This window comes from Marinobacter sp. H13, from assembly GCF_059072335.1.
This window is the reverse complement of record NZ_JCACRU010000001.1, coordinates 4,139,173-4,159,748: the sequence shown is the minus strand read 5'-3', so window position 1 is coordinate 4,159,748 and position 20,576 is coordinate 4,139,173. Positions and strand designations below refer to the sequence as shown.

At 57.8% G+C, this 20,576-nt stretch carries 16 protein-coding genes and 1 tRNA gene; 5 read left to right on the top strand and 12 right to left on the bottom strand.

Annotation, left to right across the window (positions count from 1 at the left end):
* Positions 1-125: 125 nt before the first annotated feature.
* Both AC5JQH_RS19415 and AC5JQH_RS19410 read left to right on the top strand, forming a co-directional pair.
* Complete coding sequence (locus AC5JQH_RS19415) at positions 126-1,310, top strand: pyridoxal phosphate-dependent aminotransferase (protein ID WP_008172055.1); 1,185 nt, start codon at positions 126-128, stop codon at positions 1,308-1,310.
* Positions 1,311-1,380: 70 nt separating this feature from the next.
* Positions 1,381-1,456: transfer RNA gene (locus tag AC5JQH_RS19410), tRNA-Asn, on the top strand.
* A 561-nt stretch (positions 1,457-2,017) separates the two neighbouring features.
* On the opposite strand, the gene pyrF is transcribed toward AC5JQH_RS19410, so the two are convergent.
* The 12 genes from pyrF to purU all read right to left on the bottom strand — a co-directional run bounded on the left by pyrF (position 2,018) and on the right by purU (position 16,464).
* Positions 2,018-2,728, bottom strand: coding sequence for an orotidine-5'-phosphate decarboxylase (gene pyrF / locus AC5JQH_RS19405; RefSeq protein WP_008172058.1), 711 nt, complete (start codon positions 2,726-2,728; stop codon positions 2,018-2,020).
* A gap of 32 nt (positions 2,729-2,760) precedes the next feature.
* Entirely contained in the window at positions 2,761-3,930 is a 1,170-nt protein-coding gene (lapB, locus tag AC5JQH_RS19400) for a lipopolysaccharide assembly protein LapB (RefSeq protein ID WP_493791651.1), read from the bottom strand.
* Positions 3,930-4,232, bottom strand: a complete 303-nt coding sequence (locus tag AC5JQH_RS19395) for a LapA family protein (RefSeq protein ID WP_008172060.1) — start codon at positions 4,230-4,232, stop codon at positions 3,930-3,932. The genes lapB and AC5JQH_RS19395 overlap by 1 nt, the downstream gene beginning before the upstream one ends.
* Positions 4,233-4,291: 59 nt before the next feature.
* Complete coding sequence (locus tag AC5JQH_RS19390; protein ID WP_008172061.1) at positions 4,292-4,588, bottom strand: integration host factor subunit beta; 297 nt, start codon at positions 4,586-4,588, stop codon at positions 4,292-4,294.
* A 134-nt stretch (positions 4,589-4,722) separates the two neighbouring features.
* Positions 4,723-6,417 carry a 30S ribosomal protein S1 gene (gene rpsA, locus AC5JQH_RS19385; RefSeq protein WP_008172063.1) on the bottom strand — a complete coding sequence of 565 codons (1,695 nt, stop codon included), beginning with the start codon at positions 6,415-6,417 and terminating at the stop codon, positions 4,723-4,725.
* Positions 6,418-6,547: 130 nt separating this feature from the next.
* Positions 6,548-7,228: a (d)CMP kinase gene (cmk, locus tag AC5JQH_RS19380; protein ID WP_008172064.1), complete on the bottom strand. Its 681-nt coding sequence runs from the start codon at positions 7,226-7,228 to the stop codon at positions 6,548-6,550.
* On the bottom strand, positions 7,228-9,456 hold the full coding sequence (locus AC5JQH_RS19375) for a bifunctional prephenate dehydrogenase/3-phosphoshikimate 1-carboxyvinyltransferase (protein ID WP_008172065.1): 2,229 nt from the start codon (positions 9,454-9,456) through the stop codon (positions 7,228-7,230). Before AC5JQH_RS19375 ends, cmk begins: the two co-directional genes overlap by 1 nt.
* A 1-nt stretch (position 9,457) precedes the next feature.
* Positions 9,458-10,582 carry a histidinol-phosphate transaminase gene (gene hisC, locus AC5JQH_RS19370; protein WP_008172066.1) on the bottom strand — a complete coding sequence of 375 codons (1,125 nt, stop codon included), beginning with the start codon at positions 10,580-10,582 and terminating at the stop codon, positions 9,458-9,460.
* Between the two features lie 45 nt (positions 10,583-10,627).
* Positions 10,628-11,725, bottom strand: coding sequence for a prephenate dehydratase (gene pheA / locus AC5JQH_RS19365; protein WP_008172067.1), 1,098 nt, complete (start codon positions 11,723-11,725; stop codon positions 10,628-10,630).
* Positions 11,726-11,727: 2 nt separating this feature from the next.
* A complete protein-coding gene (gene serC / locus AC5JQH_RS19360) occupies positions 11,728-12,810 on the bottom strand; it encodes a 3-phosphoserine/phosphohydroxythreonine transaminase (protein ID WP_493805886.1) in 1,083 nt (360 codons plus the stop codon).
* 51 nt (positions 12,811-12,861) lie between these two features.
* The gene (gene gyrA / locus AC5JQH_RS19355; protein ID WP_493805885.1) at positions 12,862-15,483 is read right to left on the bottom strand and encodes a DNA gyrase subunit A; all 2,622 of its coding nucleotides are present in this window, start codon (positions 15,481-15,483) and stop codon (positions 12,862-12,864) included.
* Positions 15,484-15,609: 126 nt separating this feature from the next.
* Positions 15,610-16,464, bottom strand: a complete 855-nt coding sequence (gene purU / locus AC5JQH_RS19350) for a formyltetrahydrofolate deformylase (protein WP_008172070.1) — start codon at positions 16,462-16,464, stop codon at positions 15,610-15,612.
* A gap of 143 nt (positions 16,465-16,607) precedes the next feature.
* Between purU and ggt the strand changes: the two genes are divergently transcribed.
* Genes ggt through ftsH form a run of 3 tightly spaced genes read left to right on the top strand, consistent with a single transcriptional unit; the run spans position 16,608 to position 20,570 of the window.
* A complete protein-coding gene (ggt, locus tag AC5JQH_RS19345) occupies positions 16,608-18,371 on the top strand; it encodes a gamma-glutamyltransferase (RefSeq protein ID WP_493805884.1) in 1,764 nt (587 codons plus the stop codon).
* A 40-nt stretch (positions 18,372-18,411) separates the two neighbouring features.
* On the top strand, positions 18,412-18,660 hold the full coding sequence (locus tag AC5JQH_RS19340) for a thiamine-binding protein (RefSeq protein ID WP_014576785.1): 249 nt from the start codon (positions 18,412-18,414) through the stop codon (positions 18,658-18,660).
* Complete coding sequence (ftsH, locus tag AC5JQH_RS19335) at positions 18,657-20,570, top strand: ATP-dependent zinc metalloprotease FtsH (RefSeq protein ID WP_493791656.1); 1,914 nt, start codon at positions 18,657-18,659, stop codon at positions 20,568-20,570. Before AC5JQH_RS19340 ends, ftsH begins: the two co-directional genes overlap by 4 nt.
* Positions 20,571-20,576: the final 6 nt, after the last annotated feature.

The window sequence follows — 20,576 nt, the reverse complement described above, 5'->3', positions numbered from 1 at the left end:
GAAATTTAGCGATACACTGGCTTCATGATACCATCAGTGCGATCGACGGCTGGGCGTAAATCAGCCAGCAGCTCTGGCACCCGGCGGTCGCAGCCCTATCAGACGCAGCTTTAAGGAGCGCAAGTTTGGACCTTCAACTTTCCAGCCGAGTACAGGCTATCAAGCCCTCTCCCACCCTCGCAGTCACCAACAAGGCCGCGGAACTCCGCGCAGCAGGCCAGGACATTATCGGCCTGGGTGCCGGCGAGCCGGACTTCGACACACCTGATCACATCAAACAGGCAGCCATTGAAGCCATCAATAACGGCCAGACAAAATACACTGCTGTGGATGGTACGCCAGCCCTGAAAAAAGCGATTATTGCGAAGTTCAAACGGGACAACGGCCTGGATTACGAAGCCAACCAGATACTGGTAAGCAGTGGTGGCAAACAGAGCTTTTTCAACCTCGCACTTGCCACACTGAACCCGGGTGACGAAGCCATCATCCCTGCCCCGTACTGGGTTTCCTACCCGGATATGGTGCTGGTGGCTGAAGGCAAACCCGTGATTATCGAAACCGGTGCTGAAACCCGCTTCAAGATCACTCCGGAGCAGCTGGAAAACGCGATTACCGAGCGTACCCGCCTGTTCGTGATCAATAGCCCCTCGAACCCGAGCGGCATGGCCTACACCCTCGAAGAGCTGCAGGCCATCGGCGAGGTGCTGAAGAAGCACCCGAACATCATGATCGCCACCGACGATATGTATGAGCCGATCCTCTGGACCGGCAAAGCGTTCTGCAACATCCTGAACGCCACGCCTGAGTTGTATGACCGCACCTTCGTCCTGAATGGCGTATCCAAGGCCTACTCCATGACTGGCTGGCGTATCGGCTACGCCGCGGGCCCGGCGAAAATCATCGGTGCAATGAAGAAGATCCAGTCCCAGAGCACCTCCAACCCGGCCTCCATCTCCCAGGCAGCGGCACAGGCTGCGCTGGATGGCGATCAGGGCTGCGTGGGCGAGATGGTCAAGGCCTTCAAGGAACGCCACGACTGGCTGGTAGAAGCACTGAACAAGCTGCCAGGCGTTGAATGCCTGAACGGCGACGGTACCTTCTATGTGTTCCCCAGCTTCCAGGGCGCCATCGATGCGGATTCCAGCGTCAGCACCGACGTTGAATTCGCCGAGAAACTGCTGACCGACGCCGGCGTGGCACTGGTCCCGGGTTCCGCCTTCGGTTGCCCTGGCCACATGCGCCTGAGCTTTGCGACCAGCATGGAAAACCTGGAAAAGGCTGTCGAACGCCTTCAGAAAGCGCTTGGCTAAAAAGTTCTGGCCAGGGGTTGACGGGGCGGTATTGCCAACTTAATATACGCGCCTCGTCACACGACGACGTTCCCCGATAGCTCAGTTGGTAGAGCAACGGACTGTTAATCCGTTTGTCGCTGGTTCGAGCCCAGCTCGGGGAGCCACTATTCTGAAAGCCCGCTAATTCTCTGAGTTAGCGGGTTTTTTATTGCCTTCTCTTTTGCATTACGTTTTTTGACCACATCTTGAGTGGTGGTGCGTGCTCCTGCCCTAGCCTGCTGCATTCGGGGCTGGCGGTGTGGGGTCGCCCTCCCAAAAAACGCTACGAGCACGTCCATGTGCGCTTGACTGTGGCCATCCATGGCCACAGACATTTTTGGGAGGGCAACCCCACACCACCGATCCAGACCCAACGATATACTCCCGACTTATTCGCTGAGTTTCCGAAAGGCACCTAAGGATATGCGGCTAGAATTTGCACCTAAATGTAGGTCGGATTGGCACAGCATAATCCGACCTAAGCCTGCATCTGTCTTTCGGGAAAATGCGGTCAACTGGAAGGTCTAAACGGGACAGCTGGCAGGGCATTCCAAAACTGTAGAGGGCCATGGACGGCCCGAAACAAGCGCACACGGACGTGCTTGTAGCGTGTTTTGGAAAGCCCTGCCAGCTGTCCCTGCCACCATTACTCAAAGGCTAGGTCAGGATTCGAGGGCCGGATAGGGCTAGAGTCCAATCACTTCGGAGTGAATAGCCTCCAAGGAAGCCAGCGGGTCAGACGCCTGAGTAATCGGACGGCCGATCACGAGGTAATCGGAACCGGCTTTGAGGGCATCTGTGGGCGTCATGATGCGCTGCTGGTCGCCTTTATCGGCCGTCAGGGGGCGGATACCCGGTGTGATCAGTTTGAAGTCGGCGCCCTGCTCGACTTTAAGCTTCGGTGCCTCCTGGGCGGAGCAGACGACGCCGTCGAGGCCGCAATTTTTGGTGAGGGTTGCCAGTCGGGACACCTGTGCTTCCGGGGAATCGGTGATGCCGATGCCGACGAGGTCGTCGGCGTTCATACTGGTGAGGACCGTGACGGCGATCAACAGCGGGCGATCCGCGCCAAAGCTTTCCAGACGTTCCCGACAGGCGGTCATCATTTTCTCGCCACCAGAGGCATGCACATTGACCATCCATACACCGAGATCGGCGGCAGCTGCAACGGCAGCTGAGGTGGTGTTCGGGATGTCATGGAATTTCAGATCCAGGAATACGTCGAATCCACGCTTCTGAAGCCCTTCAACCAATTGCGGGCCGGAACGGGTGAACAGTTCCTTACCCACTTTCAGGCGGCATTTGCTCGGGTCCAGTTTGTCGACCAGCTCAAGGGCAGGATTCTGGGAGGGAAAATCGAGGGCGACGATGATCTTGGGATCGTTAGCGGTTTGCACGTTCACTTGTCCTGCGGAAATTCGGTAAAGGTTTATTCGGCTTCAACACCCTGGATCGGGCGCAAGGTTTCCCATTGCTTGCAGCTTGGGCAAAGCCAGTGCAGCTGACGGCCAGAGAAACCACAGCTGACACAACGGTAGACGGGACGATTGGCGAGAATCAGGTGGCCAATACGGCTCACCAGCCTGCCCTCATCAGTGGTCATGCCCTTCTCATAGCCGGCCATTTCCACCAGCCTGAGCAAGCCACGGACACTCGGGCGGGTTTCCAGTTCCTGCCTGAGCAAGTCGATGGCAGCCGGTCGCCCCGAGGCACGCTCGACGGACTCCACCAGAGCCAGCAACAAACTGGTGCTCGGGTAGTTTTCGTAAAGCTTGCGCAGTTTTTTCGCCAACCGGCCAATGTCGCCGTGCTCATGCTCAAGTTTCATGAGCCGGTCGATGGCTTCCGGCCCAAACTCCGGGTTCTGTTCGAATACTTTCAGGCACTGGCTGCCTGCCTCGCGATAGCTGCCCTGCCGAACCAGCAGCTTCATCATAATAAGATTGGCCCGCACGCAAGAGCGATCGTACTCAAGCGCCTCCTTAGCCAGTTTCTGGGCAGCCCAGCGGTCGTCCTGTTTCAGGGACTCTTCCGACAGCTCGCATGTCAGGTAGGCCAGCACTTTGAACATTGCCGGGTCGGCGTCTCCACGTGTCAGCGTCCGGGCAACTTCGGCAGCCTTCGCCCATTCCTTTTCCTGTTGGTAGAGGTCGATGAGCTGCTGGGAGGAGTGCCGACCATAATCCTTGTCGCCCATCAATTGGTGCAACAATGCCTCGGCGCGGTCAAGCAGCCCCGCGTTCAGGTAATCGCGGGCAAGCTCGAGAGTCACCTGCGGGGAGAATCTCGGGGGTAATTCGGGCCTGGCCAGAAGGTTCTGGTGGATCAGTATGGCGCGATCGGTTTCGCCCTTGTTACGGAAATGGCTGCCAATGGAGAGGTGGAGACTGACAGTATCCTTGTTGACCGCAAGGGACTGGACGAAACTCTCAACCGCCTGGTCGGAGTAGTTCGTGAACAGGAACTGGAGACGGTCCTTCACCGATTCCTCATCGGAAATCGTTTTGCCGGATCGCCTGTCACCGCTTCCCAGCCGGCCCACAAGCCAGCCAACGGCGACTGCAACTGTTAGCAGCAGCCACTGTAATACGATATCCATTAAAGAGTCCGGTCGTTCTGGGCCCTGGATTTCTCCAATGCCTGCTCGGCGCGATCAAGTCGTTTCTGAAGGGTTCGCCGGGACACCGAGTTGCGAACGGTGGCCAGCATGGTCATCAGCACGCCAACAAGGGCACCGACAACAAATGCCATGATAATCCAGACGGCAACACCATGGGGCTGGGTTTCAAACAACAGAAAGTTGAGGGAGACTGCCATTTGATTGTTGAGCGAGAATACCAGTGCCAGCAGAACCAGGACCAAAACCAACAGAATAATGAGGATCTTCTGCAATCCTGCCATAGCGATAGCACTCCCAAAGGGCATTGATGCCCGAATTATACGCGTTCCCTGAGCAGCTGTTAAAAGCCTTTCTTCAAGCTGTCGTTGACCTGCTCTCTCAATTCCTTGCCGGGTTTGAAGTGCGGCACATATTTGGCTGGCAACTGAACAGCCTCACCGGTTTTCGGATTGCGCCCGGTACGCGCGGCCCGGTGATGAAGGGAAAAACTGCCAAATCCCCGGATTTCTATTCTCTGACCATCGGCAAGCGACTGAGACATGTGCTCGATGATGGTTTTTACAGCCAGTTCGACATCTTTAACGGAGAGCTGAGTTTGCTTGGAAGCAATCAGCTCGACCAGTTCGGACTTCGTCATGAGGCGTTTCCCTCTTTCATTTTTATTTGGCCGTCGGTTACCGGATTCCCATGACTACCTAGTTTAGCCAAACCAGAAAAAAACACAAAAAAAACGGGCTCTTAGAGCCCATTTTTTTCGTACCAACCGGAAGATTAGTCCTTGTTGGCGTTTTGCTGCTGCATCTGCTCCTTGATGAGATCACCGATGGTGGTCGCACCAGAGGAAGTTTCCGCAGTTTTGGTCCGCACGTTTTCCAGTGCCTGCTTGTCGTCCTCAACATCTTTGGACTTCACAGACAGGTTGATGATGCGGTTCTTGCGATCGATGCTGATGATCTTCGCTTCAACTTCTTCGCCTTCTTTCAGCGCGTTGCGTGCGTCTTCAACACGGTCACGGCTGATTTCAGAGGCTTTCAGTACCGCTTCAACTTCGTCGTTCAGGGCAATGGTAGCTGCCTTGGCATCAACTGCAGACACGGTTCCCTTAACAATAGAGCCCTTGTCGTTCAGCTGCACAAACTCGGCGAACGGATCGCTTTCGAGCTGCTTGATACCCAGGGAGATACGCTCACGCTCCGGATCAACAGACAGGATAACGGTTTCAACTTCGTCACCCTTCTTGTATTCACGAACCGCTTCTTCGCCAGTCTCGTTCCAGCTGATGTCAGACAGGTGAACCAGACCGTCGATGCCGCCATCCAGACCGATGAAGATACCGAAGTCAGTGATTGACTTGATCTTACCGGAGATGCGGTCGCCCTTGTTGAAGTTGCTGGAGAAGTCTTCCCACGGGTTGGATACACACTGCTTGATACCCAGGGAGATACGACGACGCTCTTCGTCGATATCCAGAATCATCACGCCCACTTCGTCGCCAACCTGGACAACCTTGGACGGATGGATGTTCTTGTTGGTCCAATCCATTTCAGATACGTGAACCAGACCTTCAACACCCTCTTCCAACTCAGCAAAGCAACCGTAGTCAGTCAGGTTGGTAACGCGTGCTGTAACCTTGCTGCCTTCCGGATAACGACCCTTGATATCAACCCAGGGATCTTCGCCCAGCTGCTTCAGGCCGAGAGAAACACGGTTGCGCTCACGATCGAACTTCAGAACCTTGACGCTGATTTCGTCGCCAACATTAACGATTTCGCTCGGATGCTTGATGCGCTTCCAGGCCATATCGGTAATGTGCAGCAGGCCGTCAACACCACCCAGATCCACGAACGCGCCGTAGTCGGTCAGGTTCTTGACGATACCCTTGATTTCCATACCCTCGGTCAGGGTTTCCAGCAGAGCTTCACGCTCGGCACTGTTCTCAGCTTCCAGAACGGCGCGGCGGGAAACAACCACGTTGTTACGCTTCTGGTCGAGCTTGATAACCTTGAATTCGAGTTCTTTGTTCTCCAAGTGCGCGGTGTCGCGAACCGGACGAACATCTACCAGCGAGCCAGGCAGGAAGGCACGGATGCCGGCCAGATCGACGGTGAAGCCACCCTTGACCTTACCGTTGATGATACCTTTAACCACTTCCTCAGCTTCGAAGGACTTCTCGAGTACCTTCCAGGCTTCTGCACGCTTGGCCTTTTCACGGGACAGACGGGTCTCACCGAAGCCGTCTTCAACAGCGTCGAGAGCTACATCGACAACGTCGCCGATAGCAATTTCCAACTCGCCTTTTTCGTTAAGGAACTGGGAGGCGGGGATAACGCCTTCGGACTTCAGTCCGGCGTTAACGGTGACCCAGTCGTTATCGACGTCTACAACGGTTCCCTGGACGATGGAACCCGGTTGCATGTCAATTTCTTTTAGGCTTTCTTCAAAAAGATCCGCAAAGCTCTCGCTCATTATGAGTCCTATATGATCAACGCAAGTGTACTCCGTGCCACCAGCAACACGGTCTGTTAACAAGTTCCGGATTAAGCCTGTGGCTGGCAGATAACGCTACATCCGGCATTTCAACGACAAAAAGGTGTAGTCAGGCCTGACCTGCTGCGGCCATACACCTGTCTAACACCTCTTCTATACTCAATCCCGTAGAATCAATGACTTGCGCATCATCTGCGGGCTTGAGAGGGGCTGCGGAACGGTTCATATCCCGTTCATCACGAACCCGTATCTCCTCTAAAAGGGCGTCAATATTAACATCGACACCCGCGTCCTTCAACTGGCTATAGCGCCGTTGAGCCCTCTCCTCGGCGCTTGCCGTCAGGAAGATTTTTACCGGCGCGTCCGGAAACACCACGGTCCCCATATCACGGCCATCGGCCACAAGGCCCGGCGCCTGCCGGAAGTCCCGCTGGCGCTGCAAAAGGGCGTCACGGACCGACTGGATCACAGCCACCTTTGAAGCATTGTCGCCCGCCGATTCTGTACGTATATCTGCGGTCACGTCCTGCCCTGCCAGAACGACTTTTACCGGCTCACCTGCCGGCGTGGGCTCAAACGCCACATCCAGTCCGGCGGCGACTTTTACCAGCCCGCTCTCATCATCCATGGACACGCCCTGGCGAGCCGCGGCCAGCGCCGTCAGCCGATAAAGAGCACCACTGTCCAGAAGATGCCAGCCCAGCTTTCGGGCCAGCATCTGGGTAATCGTGCCTTTGCCGGAACCCCCGGGACCATCCACGGTGATCACCGGCGCACTGCTATCAACCATTATTCAGCCCCCTCGGCCGAGATATTGATTCCCGTTCCTTGCGCAAGTTCCACAAAACCGGGGAAAGACGTAGCCACATTGGCACAGTCGTTCACTGTAATGTCACCCGCAGCGCGCAGGGAAGCGACCGCAAAGGACATTGCGATGCGGTGGTCGCCGTGACTGTTCACGGTACCGCCACCGATGGTCTGACCACCATCGATAATAATGCCGTCCGGGGTTACGGTAGTGTCCACGCCCAATGCAGCAAGGCCATCTGCCATCACCTGGATCCGATCGCTTTCCTTGACCCGGAGTTCCTCAGCGCCACGCAAAACCGTGCGACCATTGGCGCAGGCCGCGGCGATGAATAGCACCGGAAATTCATCGATGGCCAGGGGCACCTGATCCTCAGGGATGTCGATACCCTGCAGCTCCGCCGAGCGGACCCGAAGGTCAGCAACCGGCTCACCACCGATTTCGCGCTCGTCCAGAATCTCGATATTGGCGCCCATCTGATTCAGGATGTTGATCACACCAACCCTGGTCGGGTTCATTCCAACGTGGCGAAGGATCAGATCGGAGCCCGGGGCGATACTGGCCGCGACCAGGAAAAATGCAGACGAAGAAATATCGGCAGGGACGTCAATATTGGTCGCCGTCAATTTGCCGCCGCCACTAACACTGGCGGTCGCGCCGTCCCGGTGGACGTGGTAGCCAAAGCCCGCCAGCATGCGCTCGGTATGATCGCGAGTAGGCGCCGGCTCGGTCACCGATGTACTGCCCTCGGCATAAAGCCCGGCCAGCAGAAGACACGATTTGACCTGGGCACTGGCCACCGGCATTTCATAGTGAATACCGGACAGCTTCTGGCCACCACGGATTTTCAGTGGCGGGCGCCCCCCTTCTGCGGTATCGATAACGGCGCCCATCGCCCTGAGAGGATCGGCAACCCGCCCCATCGGGCGACCGGAGAGACTCGCATCGCCGGTCAGCTCGGAATCAAAGGGCTGGGCCGCCAGCAAACCGGCGAACAGCCGCATGGCGGTTCCCGAGTTACCCAGATACAGAGGCCCGCGGGGGGCCTGAAGCCCGTGCATGCCAACACCATGGATGCGAACAAAGCCGTCGTCCGGGCCTTCAATGGTAACGCCCATATCCCGGAATGCCTGGAGCGTCGCCAGACTGTCTTCACCCTCCAGAAACCCTTTCACTTCGGTTACGCCATCTGCCAGAGCACCCAGCATGATGGACCGGTGCGACATTGACTTGTCGCCGGGCACCCGGATATCACCGGTGATCGCGCCACCGGACTGAAGACGGAACGTTACCTGCTTTTCACTGTTGTTTGTCACGTAAGCCTGTCCTGAGAGCATCTTCGAAAAATGTTCACGCGCCGCCTTGGCGCGACTGAAAACCCGCAACAACGTGGCACTGTCCTGATTGGCAATGGCAGTGCGCAGTTGTTCGAGGTCGTGGGTAAAGTGGTCAATGACACGAAGAACCGCATCACGGTTCGACAGAAAAATATCGTGCCACATCACCGGATCGCTGGCCGCAATCCGGGTGAAATCCCTGAAGCCACCGGCGGCGTACCGGAAGATGTCCATGTTCTCATCTTCACCCGCCAGGGTATCTACCAGGGAGAACGCGATCAGGTGAGGCAAGTGGCTGGTGGCTGCCAGCACCTCATCGTGATACGCCACCGACATGGTCAGCACCGTGGCACCGCAGCCCTCCCAGAGCCCTTGCAGGCGAGCCAGGTGGGGCTGGCTGACATTGTCCGGCGGCGTAAGGATGACCTTGTGGTTGGCGAAAAGCTCGGGATTTGCCGCCCGGATGCCACTCTTCTCGGAACCGGCAATGGGATGACCGGGAATAACCAGAGGCGACAAGCCGCCGAACACGGCCTCAACATCGGCTACGAAGCTGGATTTGGTACTACCGACATCGGTGAGTATCGCGTCCGGCTCCAGAGACGGGCGAATCTGCTCAAGAACCGCGCGTGTTGCTCGTACCGGAACGGCAAGCACAACCAGGTCCGCGCCACGAACTGCATCAGACACCGTTGACGCCGCCTGATCGATCACACCCAACTCTTTACCGAGCTGCAGTTCCTCAGTGCGATGATCCGCACCAACAACCGTACCCGCAAGCCCATTGCGACGGATCGCGCAGGCCAGGGAGCCGCCAATCAGCCCCAGGCCAATCACCGCTACCCGTTTAAACAGAGGCTCGGACGGCGCCATATCAGTCGCTCAACCCCGAGGCCGCCAGGGCCTGCGCCAGTGCATCAATAAAGCGCTCGTTTTCTTCCTGAAGCCCGACAGAAACCCGAAGATGCCGGGGCATACCATAACCGCCGATGGGCCGAACAATCACGCCGTGGGCCAGCAGGGACTGGTACACGCCCATGGCCTGCTCCCCCACTTCCACGGCAACAAAGTTCCCGGCTGACGGGATGTAACTGAGCCCCATCCGGTCGAATGCCTCCTGCAACTGACGCAGACCGGCTGTGTTCACATCCCGGGAACGCTGGAGATAGTCTTCATCCTCAAGCACAGCCGTGGCCGCAGACAGGGCAACCGTATCCACGTTGAATGGCTGACGCACCCGGTTAAGAATGTCTGCGATGGCCGGCGAGGAGATACTGTAACCTACCCGCAGAGCCGCCAGCCCCCAGGCTTTGGAGAACGTGCGGCAAACGATGAGATTCGGGAAACGGGCCAACAGCTCGACACCGTCCGGGTATTGATCACCGGTCAGGTATTCACAGTAGGCCTCATCCAGAACCACAAGCACGTTCTCGGGGATTTTCTTCAGGAACGCCTCGATGGCGTCCGCCGTGTGAACGGTACCCGTCGGGTTGTTCGGGTTGGCGACAAACACGAGGCGAGTGCGATCAGTAACCGCTACGGCCATGGCGTCCAGATCGTGCCCCCATTCCCGGGCAGGCACAGACACACCCCTGGCACCGATGGCCTGTGTCACCAGGGGGTAGACAGCGAACGCGTACTGGGAGAAAACCACTTCGGAATCTGCATCGGCGAAACAACGGGTAATGACTTCCAGTACATCGTTGGAGCCGTTACCAAGGGTAATCTGATCCATCCCGACGTTCAGACGCTTCGAAAGCGCCTGCTTCAGGTTGAATCCGTTGCCATCGGGATACAGACAAAGCTCGGAGAGGGCCTGCCGCGCGGCCGACAGCGCTTTTTCGCTCGGCCCCAGCGGGTTTTCGTTGCTCGCCAGCTTGATGATCTCTGCCGGATTGAGGCCAAGCTCACGGGCCAGCTCTTCAATCGGCTTGCCCGGCTGATACGGTGAGAGGGCCTGTACGCCGCGAACCGCCAGGCTCTGGTAATCAATGGCCATAAATCGTCCTCGACACTCTTTGCTCAGAAACGCAGGTGCAGATACTTACAGAACGCCAATCGGGTAGGAACCCAGGCGTTTGAGCTCAACGGCCTCTTCATCCACTTCTGCCAGAACCTTCCGGACCTGTTCGTCTTCCATATGTCCCTCAAAATCGATGTAGAACACATAGGCCCAGGTGCCACTTGGCGAGGGCCGCGTTTCGATTCTGGTCAGGCTGAGCCCGTGACGATGGAACGGCTCGAGGAGCTGATACAGGGCCCCCGGTTTGTTGCGCATGGACACCAGGATAGACGACTTGTCGTGGCCACTGGCAGGCACTTCCTCCCGGCCAATGATCAGGAAGCGTGTGGTATTGTCCGGGCGATCCTCAATACTGTTCGCCAGCTTCTGCAGGCCATAGAGCTCGGCCGCCATATCACCGGCAATAGCCGCCGTGCCGGGCTCCTCGGCTGCGCGCCGGGCCGCTTCCGCATTGCTGGAGACGGTAACCCGCTCGATGCCGTAGCGGTGGGTGTCCAGCCATTGCCGGCATTGGGCAAACGATTGCTGATGGGAATAAATCCGTGTGATTTCCTGGTCGCCATGCTTCGGAGACACAAGCAGGTGATGGTGAATCCGCAGCTGAACCTCGCCGCAGATCTTCAGCGGCGAGGACATGAACATATCCAGGGTGTGGTTGATCATACCCTCGGTCGAGTTTTCGACCGGCACCACGCCGTAATGAGCAGCGCCGGATTCGACCTCCCGGAATACCGCATCAATGGCCGGCAAAGGCACGCTGACCACCGAGTGACCAAAATGCTTGAGCGCTGCCGCCTGTGTGAAGGTGCCAATCGGACCCAGGAAGGCAATGTGCATGGGCTTTTCCAGCGCCAGGCAGGCCGACATGATTTCCCGGAACAGACGGGCCATTTCCTCACCCGACAGCGGCCCCGGATTCTGTTCCTTGATGCGGCGAAGCACCTGGGCCTCCCGCTCGGGGCGATAGAAAAAGACGTCCTGCCCCGGATTGGCGGTCATTTTAACGTGCGCCACTTCCTGGGCACAGGCGGCCCTGGCACTGATCAGCTCCATGATCTTCTGATCAAGTTGATCGATCTCGTCCCGCAGCTCTCCGAGCCGAACCTGCTCATCACTCATGATCAGCCACGCTCCTTCGCAAATTCGGTCATGTAGTCGATCAGTGCATCGACACCGGCTTCTGGCATCGCGTTGTAGATGCTCGCACGCATTCCGCCAACCGACCGGTGGCCGGCCAGGTTCAGCAGGCCACGGGCATTGGCACCCTTCAGGAATTCACCGTTCAGGGCATCATCCGCCAGCGTGAATGGCACGTTCATCCACGAGCGGAACCGCGGATCGATCGGGTTGGCGTAGAACTCGTTGGTATCGATGAAATCGTAGAGCTTGCGGGCCTTGCGCAGGTTGATCTCACCCATGGCCTTCACACCGCCCTGCTCTTTCAGCCACTTGAACACCAGACCGGCCAGGTACCAGGAGTAGGTCGGCGGCGTGTTGTACATGGAGCCGTTATCTGCGATCACCTGATAATTCATCATGGTCGGGGTCTCCTTGCGGGCCTTACCCAGGAGATCCTTGCGGATAATGACCACTACCAATCCCGAGGGACCGATGTTCTTCTGGGCACCGGCATAGATCACACCGAACCTGGAGACGTCCACCGGCCTCGACAGCATTGATGAGGACATGTCGGCAACCAGCGGCGCGCCCGGGCTATCCGGAATAAAACCGAATTCCAGGCCACCGATGGTCTCGTTGGGCGTGTAGTGCAGATAAGCCGCGTCGGCACTGGTCTGCCACGAGGATTGATCCGGAATCGTGGTAAAGCCACTGTCTTCCGAACTCGCCACCACGTTCACCTTGCCATAGCGACTGGCCTCGGCAATGGCCTTCTTGGACCAGATGCCAGTGTTCACGTAGTCCGCAGAGCCTTTTTCGCCCAGCAGATTCAGAGGAATGGTGGAAAACTGGCTGGACGCTCCACCCTGCATGAAAAGAACCGCGTAGTCGTCCGACACGCCGGCCAGTTCACGCAGATCTTTTTCTGCAGTTTCGGCAATCTGGACAAACTCGTCGCTGCGATGGCTCATTTCCATCACCGACATGCCGGTACCGCGCCAGTCGAGCATTTCATCCCGCGCCTGACGAAGCACGCTCTCCGGCAAGGTGGCCGGACCTGCACAAAAGTTATACGCCCTGCTCATGTTGCTGCTTTCTCTCAAGTCTTGCTGAATCTGTCTGTGGCAAGTGCCGGCTTATTCGTCGCCGGCACTCTCGCCTTCTTGGCCTTCTTCCGGGCTCTCGTCGGCAACAATCGGATTGCCTTCACTGTCGAGCTCTTCGTCGTCGGTTTCCGCAATCCGCTCAACGCCAACCAGCCGCTCGTCTTCCTGGCTCAGCTTGATCAGGCGAACGCCCTGGGTGTTCCGGCTAAGAACCGACACTTCGTCTGTCCGGGTACGCACGAGCGTGCCCTTGTCAGAGATCAGCATCATTTCGTCACCGTCGAACAGCTGCAGGGCTGTCACCAGGTTACCGTTACGCTCGGAGCACTGCATGGCGATAACGCCCTGGCTGCCACGGCTGTAGGTCGGGAATTCGTCGATGGCGGTACGCTTGCCGTAACCGTTCTCACTGGCGGTCAGAATCACACCGCCTTCCTGCGGAATAATCAGGGACACCACATGGTGACCTTCCGGCATCCTGATACCGCGAACGCCGCGGGCTGTCCGGCTCATCGGACGCACCGCCCCCTCGGCAAAGCGAACGGCCTTGCCGGCAGTGGAGAACAGCATGACTTCGGCGTCGCCCTCGGTAATGGCAGCGCCAATCAGGGTATCGCCTTCATCAAGGGACAGGGCAATCAGGCCGCTGCTGCGCGGACGTGAGAAGTTCGGCAGCGGGGTTTTCTTGACCACACCGTTAGAGGTGGCCATCAGCACAAACTGGTCTTCCGGATAGTCACGTACTGGCAGGAAGGTGGTGATACGCTCACCCTCTTCCAGTGGCAGGATGTTGACCATCGGACGACCGCGGGAAGCCCGGCTGGCCCGCGGAATCTCGAACACCCGCAACCAGTAGACCTTGCCGCGGTTCGAGAAGCACAGAATGGTGTCGTGGGAATTGGCGACGAGCAACTTCTCAACGAAGTCTTCGTCCTTCATGGAGGTTGCGGCCTTGCCCCGGCCACCACGGCGCTGTGCCTGGTAATCTTCCACGGCCTGGGTCTTGGCGTAACCGCTGTGGGAAATGGTGACCACGAGATCTTCTTCGTCAATCAGGTCTGCAATCGTCAGATCACGCTGGGAGCTGGTGATCTCGGTACGGCGCTCATCACCGAATTCGGAAACAACCGCTTCCAGTTCTTCACGGATAACCTGCATCAGGCGGTCCGGGTCGCCCAGAATTTCCAGCAGGCCGGCAATCTTTTCAAGGATGTCCTTGTATTCGTTCTGCAGCTTCTCGGTTTCAAGGCCGGTCAGGCGGTGCAGACGCATATCCAGGATCGCCTGGGTCTGCTCCGGAGACAGGTAGTACAGGCCGCTACGCAGGCCATAGATTTCCGGCAGGTCGTCCGGGCGACAGGCGTCTTCGCCGGCACGCTCCAGCATGGCCAGGACATCGCCCGGGGCCCAGCCCTTGGCCATCAGCTTTTCTTTGGCTTCCACCGAACTGGGCGAGGCCTTGATCAGTTCGATCATCTCATCGATGTTGGCCAGCGCAACCGTGAGGCCTTCGAGGATATGGCCACGTTCGCGGGCCTTGCGCAGCTCATAGATAGTCCGGCGGGTAACCACCTCACGGCGGTGGCGCACGAACGCATCGAGCATCTGCTTGAGGTTCAGCGTTTTAGGCTCGCCATTGATCAGCGCCACCATGTTGATACCAAACACCGTCTGCAACTGGGTGTGGGCGAACAGGTTATTGACCACCACATCCGGATTTTCGCCCCGGCGCAGTTCGATCACAACCCGGATACCTTCCTTGTTGGATTCATCCCGCAGTTCGGTAATACCCTCGAGGCGCTTCTCTTTCACCAGCTCGGCGATCTTTTCGATCAGGCGAGCCTTGTTCAGCTGATACGGCAGCTCGGTGATAATGACAGCGTCGCGATTGGTTTTGTTATCGTGCTCGATTTCATGACGGGCACGGACATAGATGCGGCCACGGCCGGTGCGATAGGCCTCGACAATGCCCGCACGGCCATTGATGATGCCCTCGGTCGGGAAGTCAGGGCCGGGAATGAAGCCCATCAGCTCATCAATAGTAAGATCCGGATTGTCAATCAACGCCAGGCAGCCGTTGACCACTTCCGTCAGGTTGTGGGGCGGAATATTGGTGGCCATTCCCACGGCAATACCGGAGGAACCATTCACCAGCAGGTTCGGAACCCGGGTAGGCAGAACCTCGGGGATCCGCTCGGTACCGTCGTAGTTATCGACGAAATCGACCGTTTCCTTGTCCAGGTCCGCCAGCAGGGAGTGGGCGATCTTCTCCATGCGGATCTCGGTGTAACGCATGGCAGCCGCGTTGTCACCGTCGATGGAACCGAAGTTACCCTGGCCATCAACCAGCGGATACCGCAGGGAGAACGGCTGGGCCATACGTACGATGGTGTCGTATACCGCAGAGTCACCGTGGGGGTGGTATTTACCGATAACATCACCCACCACACGGGCGGACTTCTTATAGGCCTTGTTCCAGTCGTTGTTCAGTTCGGACATGGCGAACAGAACGCGGCGGTGAACCGGCTTGAGGCCATCCCTCACATCCGGAAGCGCCCGCCCGACGATCACGCTCATGGCGTAATCGAGGTAGGACTGTTTTAACTCGTCTTCAATATTGACCGGCAGGATCTCTTTGGCTAACTCACCCATCGAGAAAGGTTCCTTTGCGTTATCTGGAAGTCGTATCGGGGCCGTTTCCGGGCCCCATAGTTATTCTTCAACAAGCCGCCAAGTCTACCACAGTCGCACCCTTTCCGGGGCAACTGTGAGGCAGCCTTAATCAAACACCACTGTCTTGTTTTCGTAGGTGATCACCCGGTCTTCAATGTGTGAGCGCAGGCCCCGGGCCAACACGTTCTTTTCCACATCCTTACCCAGGCGAACCATATCCTCGATAGAGTCGCTGTGGGTGATCCGGATAACGTCCTGCTCGATGATCGGGCCCTCGTCGAGGTCCTGAGTCACGTAGTGGCAGGTGGCACCAATCAGCTTAACACCGCGGCTGTAGGCCTGGTGATAGGGGCGTGCACCGGCGAAAGACGGCAGGAAGCTGTGATGGATATTGATCACCTTGCCGGAGTATTTCTCGCAGAGCTCGCCAGGAAGGATCTGCATGTAGCGCGCCAGCACCACCACATCGGCCTCATATTTCTGGAACAGCTCATCAATATGGGCGAAAGCTTCCTCTTTGTTTTCCTTGCTTACCGGCACGTGGTGGTAGGGAATCTCATGCCACTCCACCATCCGGCGCAGGTCGTCGTGGTTGGAGATGACCGCCACGATCTCGGCATTGATCTCCTTGCTGTGCCAGCGGTGCAGCAGATCAGCCACACAATGGGATTCCTTGCTGCACATCAGGATGACTTTCTTGGGCTGGGCCGAGTCGGCAATGTGCCAGTTCATATTGAATTCGCGGGCAATCGGCTCAAACGCGGCGCGGAACTGGTCCAGACCGAACGGAATCGAGGTGGCCTTGATCTCGTGCCGCATGAAAAACCAGCCGGTTTGCGTGTCGGAATGGTGACTCGCCTCGGTAATCCAGCCATTGTATGTCGACAGAAAATTACTCACCTTGGCGACAATTCCCACCCGGTCGGGGCAGGAAATCACAAGACGATAGGTATGCTCCATGAAAGCCTTTCCTTAACTGAAATCCGGGAAAGCAGGTGCGTCGGGGAATCACCGCCGACATTAACGGCAGGTTAACGGTACGCACCTATGAAAATGACCGGCTATCATAGCCTATCTGAACGCCAGAAACGAGGAATGGAGATATGGACAGAGGCCTCTACCAACGCACACTCAAAAACCTCGCCACGGGGCGCTCAGGCCGCCTTTCGATTGCGGCCGCCTTGACCTTTTTCATCACCACCGCGCCGGCCTTCGGACAGGCCATTCTCGAGGGTGAGCGGTTTCACCCGGTTACCGCAACCCAGGGCATGGTTGCCACCAGCCATACACTGGCCACCGAGGTGGCTCTGGAAGTGCTGAAAAACGGCGGCAATGCAATCGATGCAGCCGTTACCGCCGGTTTTGCACTCGCTGTTACCCAGCCCCGTTCCGGCAACATTGGCGGTGGCGGTTTCATGCTGATTTCCAGGGGCGACGGATCAGATCCGGAAGCCATTGATTATCGCGAAAAAGCGCCCGCTGCCGCCACAGAAACCATGTTCCAGGACGAATTCGGCGAGGTGGTCAGGAACCGCAGTCGTTTTACCCACCTGGCCGCAGGGGTTCCGGGCACAGTTGCCGGCCTTGCACTGGCGCTGGAGCGGCACGGCACCATTACCCTCAAGCAGGCACTGGCGCCGGCCATCAAACTGGCCCAAGACGGTTTCGTAGTGCCCCAGCGTTTTACTGAAGGTCTGGAGCAGGCCCGGGAGAGACTCGAGCGATGGCCCGCCACCCGTGACACCTTTTATAGGGAAGACGGCAGCGCCTGGCAGCCCGGGAAACGCTTTCGACAGCCGGAACTGGCGGCAACACTCCAGCGCATTGCCGACAACGGCGTGAAAGGCTTTTACGAAGGCGAAACCGCCGATCTGATTGCCAGCGAAATGGAACGGAATGGCGGCCTCATCACGCACCAGGACCTGAAAGACTATCGCCCGGTTGTCCGGGCGCCGGTTCACGGCAACTATCGCGGGTACGATATTTTCTCGATGTCGCCGCCCTCCTCCGGCGGCACGCACATTGTCCAGATCCTGAATATCCTGGAAGGCTTCCCGATGGCCGAGTTTGGCCATAACTCCGCTGATGCGATTCATCACATGGCCGAAGCCATGAAACTGGCCTACGCGGACCGTTCAAAATACCTCGGCGACACGGATTATGTGGAGGTGCCGCTGGCGGGGTTAACCAGCAAAGGCTACGCAGAAGAACTGCGCAAAGGCATTGATCCAGACAGGGCACGACCGGCCAGCGACATCAATCCCGGCCAGCCGGCTGCCTGGGAAAGCCCTGAAACCACCCATTTTTCCGTGGTGGATAAATGGGGCAACGCCGTGTCCAACACCTACACAATCAATTTCAGTTATGGATCCGGCATTACGGTGGAAGGCGCTGGATTCCTGCTTAACAACGAAATGGACGACTTCAGTGCCAAGCCCGGTGTGCCCAACGCTTATGGCCTGATCGGTGGCGAAGCCAACAAGGTCGAGCCCGGCAAACGCATGCTGAGCTCCATGTCGCCCACTATCGTTAAGAAGGATGGCAAGAACGTTCTGGTTACCGGCAGCCCCGGAGGCTCCCGGATCATTACCACCACCTTGCAGGTGATCCTCAATGTGATTGATCATGGAATGAACATCCAGACCGCCGTGAGCGCTCCGCGCATGCACCACCAGTGGCTGCCGGATGAAATCCGGATCGAACAGGGCATCAGCCCCGACACCATCCGGCTTCTGCAGGAGCGGGGGCACACGGTGGTCGGTGGATCAGCCATGGGCGCCATCCAGAGCATCCTGATTGACGAAGAGGGTGTTCTCAATGGTGGCGCGGACCCGAGGAGGAGCACTTCGTCGGCCATGGGCTATTAACGGGCAATTGACCAGGGTCACTGACCTGAATGGAGGCTTTATGTATCTTTCTGTACAACTGAGCTGCTATCCCCTGAAAGAGGAGTACAAGCAGCCAATCAAAGACCTGATCGCGCGCCTGGAGCAGACCGGACTGGAAGTCTATCCGGGGCGAATGAGCACCGAGATTTTCGGCGACTATGATGAGGTTATGGGCGTGCTCTCGGACACCATGAAATGGTCGTTCGAGACCTACGGCAAATCTGTCTTCGTGGCGAAGATCATGGAGGGCGACCGGAGACCGAAATGACAGCACCGAGTGGGCCAGACAACCAGCAACAGAAACCGGATCAGAACCAACAACCGGTCATTCCGAACCAGTCTGCGTTCCTTTGGCTGAGCGCTGCCATCTTCCTGATGGTGCTCTGGCTGCAGGATGGCGGACAACCGCGGCTTCAGGACCTCGCCTACTCGGAATTCAAGACGGCTGTTGTGAACAATCAGGTGGCAGAAGTCACGTTGAAAGAAGAAGCCATTACCGGCTTGTTCACCGACAGCGGTGCAGCCGATTTCAGCTCTGACAGCCCACCCCACACCAGCACGCCCGGTTTCCATACCATCCGCCCGCCCATGGAAGACCCGTCGCTGCTCAACCTTCTTGAAGAGCACAGTGTCACCATTCGGGCCACGCCATCAGGTCTGCCCTGGTGGCAGGAAATGATTCGCGGCTTCCTGCCCTGGATCCTGCTGCTGGCGCTGATGTTCTGGTTCTGGGGTGCAGCGCAGAAACGCATGACACAGGGTGGCGGCCCGTTTGATTTCAGCCGCTCCAAGGCACGGCGGGCCCACAAGGAAACCTCTACCGCCACCCTGGACGACGTGGCCGGCATTGAATCCGCCAAGCGGGAAATTGCCGAGATCATCGATTTCCTGAAATCTCCCGAAAAATACCGGGCACTGGGTGCCGTCATGCCCAAGGGCGTGCTTCTGGTCGGCCCGCCGGGCACCGGCAAGACACTACTGGCCCGGGCCATCGCCGGCGAAGCCGAGGTGCCCTTCTACAGCATCAGCGCCTCGGAATTCATCGAGATGTTCGTGGGTGTCGGCGCCGCGCGGGTTCGGGACATGTTCAAGGAAGCCCGGAAAGACGCGCCGGCGCTGATTTTCATCGACGAACTGGATGCCATTGGCCGATCACGTGGTGCGGGCCTGGGTGGTGGCCATGATGAACGCGAGCAGACACTGAACCAGATCCTCACGGAAATGGACGGTTTCGAGGCTCACGAAAATGTTCTGGTACTGGCTGCCACTAACCGGCCGGACGTACTCGACAGTGCCCTGCTCCGCCCGGGCCGTTTTGACCGCAAGATCACCCTCGACCGCCCCCACAAGGAGGCCCGTGCGGCGATCCTGGCCGTTCACGTGCGAAAGGTGCCCCTGGCGAATGATGTCGACCTGGATCAACTGGCCGCACGCACCATCGGCTTTTCCGGGGCGGATCTCAAGAACCTCGTAAATGAAGCGGCGCTCACCGCAGCCCGCGAAAGCCTGCATGAGGTGAATGCCCATTGCTTTGATCTGGCCCGGGACAGAATTATTCTCGGTGAAAAGCGCGACACCAAGCTGAACCCGCAGGAGCGTGAGGCTGTTGCCTACCACGAGTGTGGTCACGCCATCATGGCCTACTACATGCCGAACGCGGATCCCCTTACCAAGTTGACCATCATTCCCCACGGCATGGCCATGGGAGTGACGGAACAGACGCCCCGGGAAGATCATTACACTTACACCGAGAGCTACCTCAAGGATCGCATCAAGGTGATGCTTGGCGGTCGCTGCTCGGAAAAGCTGATCTACGGGGAAGTCAGCACCGGCGCCCAGAACGATCTCAAGGAAGCCACTGCGCTGATACGCAAAATGATCGGCCAATGGGGCATGAGCGAAAAAATCGGCCCCCTGGGCCTGAACATCGGCGAGGAGCATGTCTTCCTGGGCCGGGAAATGGGTATGCCGAGGGAATTCAGCGAGAAGATGGCCGAGATGATCGACGGGGAAATCCAGTCCCAGCTCCTGGCCCTCGAGAAGGCAACCCTCGACTTCCTGACCGAGCACCGAAACCAGTTGGACGCACTGGCCAAAGCCGTGCTGAAACAGGAAACGCTGTCAGCAGAGGACGTCGAGGAAATCCTGCGCAAGGAAGATGCACGGAAGATTGCCTGATACTCA